This window comes from uncultured Campylobacter sp., assembly GCF_938045535.1.
Taxonomy (GTDB): Bacteria; Campylobacterota; Campylobacteria; order Campylobacterales; family Campylobacteraceae; genus Campylobacter_B.
Window position 1 is genome coordinate 1 of the sequence record NZ_CALIMQ010000193.1, and the last position, 6,563, is coordinate 6,563.

The following is a 6,563-nucleotide window of genomic DNA, read 5'->3' on the forward strand; positions in this document are numbered from 1 at the left end:
CGAGCCTTGAAATATCGTAGCGATAGAATTTTAAAATTTGCCGCCGCATCGCTTTAAAAATCTTGCTTGAAAATTTTAATTACGCAGTGTAAAATTTTTCATTTCTGCCGCGACGCTGCGTTTTTCTATAAAAATTTTGCTCTTTTGCTCTGGTGCTGTGTTTTCGTCGTAGAATTTCGCGACTTTTTTGACGCGGCATTCTTAACGCGCAATCCTCGCTATTTTGCTTGTTAAATTTAAGTGATAAATCCCACGATGTTAAATTTGCACGACATAAGGCTCTTGTCGCTCCACGCCACTTTGAAGCGAAATGAGATAAATTCTACGTGGCGCAAAAGGCGTCCGATTAGGCCTTGCGGCGTCCTTGCATACTGCGCAAAAGCGCGATCTCCTCCGCCCAGAGGCCCTCGTCGATCGTTTCTAAAATCAGCGGGATCTCGTCGATGTTCGGGTCGTTCATGATGTTTTCAAACGCCGCTAGCCCCAAAAATCCGCGCCCGAGGCTCTCGTGCCGATCCTTACGCACGCCAAGCTCGTTTTTCGTGTCGTTTAGGTGCATGCCGCTTAAAAATTTATAGCCGATCGCGCGGTCAAACTCGCTCATCGTGCGTTCGTAGGCCTGCGGGCTGCGCAGATCGTATCCTGCGGCGAACGCGTGACAGGTGTCGATACAGACGCCGATGCGATCTTTGTTTGAAATTTTATCGATCACGTAAGCAAGCTGAGCGAAATCATAGCCGAGATTGGAGCCCTGGCCGGCGGTATTTTCAAGCACGAGCTTGACGCCACTAGTGTTTGCGATGGCGAAATTTAGCGACTCTGCGATATTATCCAGACACTCTTGAGCTGAAATTTCATTTAGATGCGAGCCGGGATGAAAATTTAGCAGCTTAAGCCCGAGCGCCTCGCAGCGGCGGATCTCGCCCACGAAGGCGTTTAGGGACTTCTCGCGCTCCGCCTCGCGCGGATGGCCCAAATTTATGAGGTAGCTGTCGTGCACCAAGACATGCTCCGCGCGGATGCCGCTTTGCTTCAGCGCGTCCTTAAACGCGACGATCTCCTCCGCGCTAAGCGGCGGCGCATCCCATCTGCGCTGATTTTTGACGAACATCGCAAACGCGTCCGCCCCGATCTTTGCAGCGTTTAACGGTGCGTTGAAAACCCCACCGCCAGCGCTTACGTGCGCTCCGATCCGCTTCATTTTACCTCCTGAATTTTATTTTGCGCCGCGTGCGGCGAAATTTCATAAACCCGAGCTGCGCGCGGATTTTTTAAATTTAAATGCGCGCTTTTTCTTTCGCACATACGCGCTGCTTAGTAAATTTCGCCGCGAAGAGCCGGCGCAGAGCGTCAATAAAACCGCGCCGTTTGCAAAGCTTGAGCGACTATCCCGCCCAGTAATGGAATTTTGACCGCTCGCGCCGTGTTTTGTGCGGCTGCTAGAGAGCAGTATTCCCGCGCGTTTATAAACGCGCGCCGCGCGAAATTTTACTCGTTCGCGATTTGCTCGCGCCGCCCTGCGGAGTAGTATTTCACGTGCTACGAATACTCGCCGCGCAAAATTTACTGCAGCTCGCGGATTTTGATCTTTACACCGCGTTTTGCGTCGGCGAAGCTTATGGATCTTCCGCCGCCGTCCTTGTCGCGGCAAACCTTATAATCGATAGAGCCAGCTTGCAGGCTTTGCGCTAGGCAACGGCGCTCGCCCGCGTCGCTGCCGCCAAAGATCGGCTTGCCGTCTAGGATTTGGCCGAGAAGCCCGCGGTAGTGCTCGGCGCCGAAGAATTTTTTATTGAAAACGAGCTCGTCGTCGCACGCGCCGTTCATGCAAATTTTATCGCCTTTTAAAACCAGGCTCAGCACGCTGATGCCGCTTGCGTAAATTTGAACCTCGGTTTGGTTTTTAAATTTACGCATAAAGCCCGCGTCGCTGGTGCGAGTAAGCGGCGAAATGACGGTGAAATTTACAGCTTGCGTAGAAGCGGGCTTGAGCGCGGTGGTAGCGCAGCCTGCGAGCAGAAGCGAAAGAGCAAGCGGCGCCAGAAAAGAGCATTTCATAAATAATCCTTAATTTAAGTTGGGTTTAAGTGCGTCTTGAGTAGAATACCGCCTTTAATCTTAATACCAGATTAAGTGGCCCCTTCGTCTAACGGTTAGGACATCGCCCTTTCACGGCGGTAAAACGAGTTCGAATCTCGTAGGGGTCGCCACTTCTAGTTTTAAAATTTTTTGACGCAAATCTTAGTTTTTAAAATTCTGAAATTATGCGCTTTTGCTGCTTCCTGCGCTACAAAATTCCAAGACTGCAATAAAAATTCTACCTGATAATTTTAAAATTTAGCCCTGCCGAATTTACGTAATAAATTTTATGCGGACATATGAAACTTAATAAAATAAAACTCGCGAATTTAGCTCTTTCTAAAAAAAATTCGCTAAATTTATCGAATGCAAAATTTTAAAGAATACGTAAATGAAATTCTAAAAAATCATCCTGGCGAGCGCGTCACGAGCTTTAGTTTCGAGGGTGAGAAATACTGGCTTAAGCAGCCGGAGTTGCGCATCCGCGGCGGATTGCTTACAAAAATATTCAAAGCAAATCCGAAAGCCGCTTTCGATTACGAAGCGCTAAAATGCGAGAGCCTGTACGCAGCCGGCGCGCCTGTGCCGCAGCTGGTGCTGCGAGACGAGAACTTTTTCGTACTCAAAGACGGCGGCACGCCGGTGGACGAGGTGCTAAAAAGCTCGGATGAGGCATCTTGTGTGGCGCTCATTCAGGGCTACGCTGCGGCGTTAGCACAGCTGCATTCGCGCGGCTTCATACACGGCAGACCCGCGCTGCGCGACGTTTTAGTAAAAAACGGCGAGATGAAATTTATAGATTTTGAAAATCGCGGCGAGCGCGGTGATCTGCAAAAAGCCAAAATGCGAGATTTTTTGCTGTTTGTCTATGATCTTTGTCGCGAAGGGCTGAACGAAGGTTTGGTGCGTGCAGGCATTCGCACCTATGCCTCAAGCGGCGGGCAGGACGTAGTGCAAAGTGCGTGGGCTACGGTACTTGCGCTACGTCCGATATATTTTATCGCTAGGCTTTTGCCGCAAAAATTTAAAGATCTAAACGCGCTCGTGCGCACGTTTGAGCTCTGCCTAAAAATAATTGAGAAAAACGATGGTTAAACAAAGTAAATTTGCTAAATTTAAGCTGATAATTATACTCGCCTATATGTCAGCTCTGGCGCCCTTGTCTACCGATATGTATCTGCCCGCGCTGGAAAAGGTAAAGGCGAGCTTTGCTACGAGCGAGTTTTACACTCAGCTATCGGTTGCGAGCTTTTTCATCGCTTTTGCGCTAGGACAGCTCGTTTATGGGCCGCTAAGCGATAAATTCGGCCGTAAAAAGCCGCTATACGCGGGCGTTTTGCTTTTCATATGTGCGTCGCTTGCCTGCGTGAGCTTTGATAGCGTTTATGCGTTTATATTTTTTAGGTTTTTGCAAGCTTTGGGCGGGTGTGCGGGAGTGGTGCTTGCGAGAGCTGTAATTAACGATAAATTTGAGTTGCACGAGGCTGCGGCGATGTTTGCGCTGATGATGGTCGTGGGCTCGCTAGCACCGATGCTAGCACCAACTCTAGGCGGATTTGTTCTAGATTTTTTCTCGTGGCAAGCGATTTTTGCGATTTTGTTCGCTCTTGGAATTTTGCTTTTTGCATTTATATTTTTCGGACTTGACGAGAGCGCGCAGATAGATGGAACTGCTATTCTTAGCGTAAAAGGCGTGCTTGGCGAATACGGCATAATCTTACGAAATAAAGAATTTATGCGCTATACGTTAGGATTTGCAGTTGCGATGAGCGCGCTTTTTGCTTATATCACGGGCTCTAGCTTTATATTTTTGGGCTATTACGGGTTGGGTGAGCATGCCTTTGGCGTAATATTTGGCATCAACGCTCTTGGAATGACCCTCGTTTCGGCACTAAATGCCAAGCTCGTGCAAAATCGCGAACCCACAGCTTTATTAAATTTCGGCCTAATAGCGATGCTTGTGACGAGCCTGATTTTGCTCGCATGCTCTATGCTTAACCTTCCCTTCATCTGCTTTGAGCTATCGCTTTTCGTGCTGCTCTCATCTCTTGGCTTTGTTGCTCCTAACGCCACGACGCTTGCGATGGCGCTGTATAAGAACGGCAACTCTGGCGCAGCTTCGGCGGTACTGGGGACTGCGCAGTTTGCCATCGCCGGGGCCATTTCGTTTATCGTAGGTGCAGTGGGAGCGAATAAGCCGTTTTTGCTCGCAAGTGTGATGGCGATTTGTGCTCTTTGCGCAAACGCCGTGTATTTTTTATTGCGAAAAAAGAATCAAAAATTTTAATTTTAATATTTTTTAAATTTATCGTTAAGGATTGATTGGCTAAAATTAGCTTTCGTTCTTTCAGCGTAAGAAAGACAATTCGGTAAAAAGGAAACAAGCCAATGAGCGATATTATCGCATATAAACTTAACGGTGAAATTTACGATACTCAAAGTATCGGCGAGCACGCAAGCGAGGCGCAGCCGATATATTTCGATAACTCCGAGGACGCGCTAAAGGTGATCCGCCACTCCTGTGCGCATCTTTTGGCGCAGGCGGTGCGCGAGCTATACCCGAGCGCTAAATTTTTCGTGGGACCCGCGATCGAGGATGGGTTTTACTACGACATCCGCGTCAGCAAAGATAACGGCGAGAAGCTCGGCGAAGAGGATCTAAAGACGATCGAAAAAAAGATGCGTGCGCTCGCCGAGGCAAATTTAGAGATTAAAAAGATAGCTTCCACCAAAGAGGCGGTCGCGAAAAAATATGCAAACGACGATCTTAAGCAGGAAGTTTTAAAGCGCATTCCGGATGGCCCGGTTAGCTTATACGCGCAGGGCGAGTTTGAGGATATCTGCCGCGGCCCGCATGTGCAAAATACGAAATTTTTGAAAAATTTTGCTCTTACGCGCATCGCGGGGGCGTATCTCGGCGGCGACGAGAAGCGCGAGATGCTAACTCGCATCTACGGCGTCGTATTTGCCGATAAAGATAGCCTTAAAAAGCACCTTACGATGCTAGAAGAAGCTAAGAAGCGCGATCACCGAAAGCTCGGAGCCGAGATGAAATTTTTCACCTTTGACGAGCAGATCGGCGCAGGACTTCCGATCTGGCTTCCTGCGGGCACGAGGATGCGTATAAAGCTCGAGGAGCGCCTTTATAGGCAGCTTCGCAAGCGCGGCTACGAGCCGGTGCGCGGCCCTGAAATTTTAAAATCCGACGCGTGGAAGATCAGCGGGCATTACAGCAACTACAAAGAAAATATGTATTTTACGACGATCGAGGAGCAAGAATACGGCATCAAGCCGATGAACTGCGTCGGTCACATCAAGGTTTATCAAAGCGAGATCCGTTCATATCGCGATCTGCCGCTTAAATTTTGCGAGTACGGCGTCGTGCACCGCCACGAAAAAAGCGGTGTCTTGCACGGACTTTTCCGCGTGCGCGAGTTTACGCAGGACGACGCGCATCTGTTTGTGATGCCGAGTCAGATCAAAGAAAACGTCTATGAAATTTTAGATTTCGTTGAACTCTTGATGAAGGCTTTCGGATTTGAATACGAGCTTGAGATTTCGACCAAACCGCAAAAGGCGGTCGGCGACGACGAGGTTTGGGATATCGCGACGAAGGCTTTAAAAGACGCGCTTGACGAAAAGGGCTTAAAGTACGGCTTAGAGGAGGGCGGCGGCGCTTTTTACGGACCTAAGATCGATATCAAAATCACCGACGCGCTCGGCCGAAAATGGCAGTGCGGCACGGTTCAGGTCGATTTTAACCTGCCTGCACGCTTCGAGCTTGGCTACATCGACGAAAATAATGAAAAAAAGCAGCCTGTGATGCTGCATCGCGCAATTTTGGGAAGCTTCGAGCGCTTCGTGGGGATTTTGCTCGAGCATACCGCGGGCGAGCTTCCGTTTTGGATCTGTCCTACGCAGGTATCGATCGTGCCGATCGGCGAGGCGCACGCAGACTACGCGAAAGAAATTTTAAATTTGCTGTGCGAGGCAGGCATTGACGGTGAAATTTTAGATAAAAACGAGACGTTAAATAAACGAATCAGAACGGCTGAAAAGCAGAAGGTGCCGCTCATCATCGTCCTAGGCGATAATGAAGTTTCGGCTCGCAGCGTGGCCTTGCGCGATCGCAGGGCGCGTGAACAGCGAAATTTAAGACTGGACGAGTTTTTAAATTTCGTAAAAGCTAAATTAAACGAGGTGAATTTTTGAGCAGAGGCAAAGAGGTTTTTCTAAACGAGGACATTCCGGCTAGCGAAGTCAGGTGCATAGGCGATAACGGCGAGGTTTACGGCATAATTTCAAAGGCGCAGGCGCTGCAAATTGCCGAGCGAGAGGGCGTGGATCTGGTTTTGATAGCGCCCGATGCAAAGCCGCCCGTTTGCAAGGTCATGAACTACAGCAAATTTCGCTATCAGCAGGAAAAAAAGCTCAAAGAGGCGAAAAAAAAGCAAAAAATCATCGAGGTCAAAGAGATCAAGCTG

At 49.0% G+C, this 6,563-nt stretch carries 6 protein-coding genes and 1 tRNA gene; 5 read left to right on the forward strand and 2 right to left on the reverse strand.

Going from position 1 to position 6,563, the window contains the following annotated elements; all coding sequences use genetic code 11:
• Positions 1–346: 346 nt before the first annotated feature.
• Together nfo and Q0095_RS05980 are read right to left on the reverse strand one after the other, a co-directional pair.
• Entirely contained in the window at positions 347–1,201 is an 855-nt protein-coding gene (gene nfo, locus Q0095_RS05975; protein WP_297882277.1) for a deoxyribonuclease IV, read from the reverse strand.
• A gap of 362 nt (positions 1,202–1,563) precedes the next feature.
• Positions 1,564–2,058 carry a hypothetical protein gene (locus Q0095_RS05980; RefSeq protein WP_297882279.1) on the reverse strand — a complete coding sequence of 165 codons (495 nt, stop codon included), beginning with the start codon at positions 2,056–2,058 and terminating at the stop codon, positions 1,564–1,566.
• A 77-nt stretch (positions 2,059–2,135) separates the two neighbouring features.
• Here Q0095_RS05980 and Q0095_RS05985 point away from each other — a divergent pair.
• The 5 genes from Q0095_RS05985 to infC all read left to right on the forward strand — a co-directional run.
• Positions 2,136–2,210 (forward strand) — tRNA-Glu (locus Q0095_RS05985).
• 235 nt (positions 2,211–2,445) lie between these two features.
• The gene (locus tag Q0095_RS05990) at positions 2,446–3,174 is read left to right on the forward strand and encodes a spore coat protein (protein ID WP_297882280.1); all 729 of its coding nucleotides are present in this window, start codon (positions 2,446–2,448) and stop codon (positions 3,172–3,174) included.
• Positions 3,167–4,366, forward strand: coding sequence for a multidrug effflux MFS transporter (locus Q0095_RS05995; protein WP_297882282.1), 1,200 nt, complete (start codon positions 3,167–3,169; stop codon positions 4,364–4,366). Before Q0095_RS05990 ends, Q0095_RS05995 begins: the two co-directional genes overlap by 8 nt.
• A 101-nt stretch (positions 4,367–4,467) precedes the next feature.
• The gene (gene thrS / locus Q0095_RS06000) at positions 4,468–6,291 is read left to right on the forward strand and encodes a threonine--tRNA ligase (RefSeq protein WP_297882284.1); all 1,824 of its coding nucleotides are present in this window, start codon (positions 4,468–4,470) and stop codon (positions 6,289–6,291) included.
• Positions 6,288–6,563, forward strand: a 276-nt coding sequence (infC, locus tag Q0095_RS06005; protein WP_297882295.1) for a translation initiation factor IF-3, incomplete at its 3' end; no start/stop codon positions are given. The genes thrS and infC, both read left to right, overlap by 4 nt.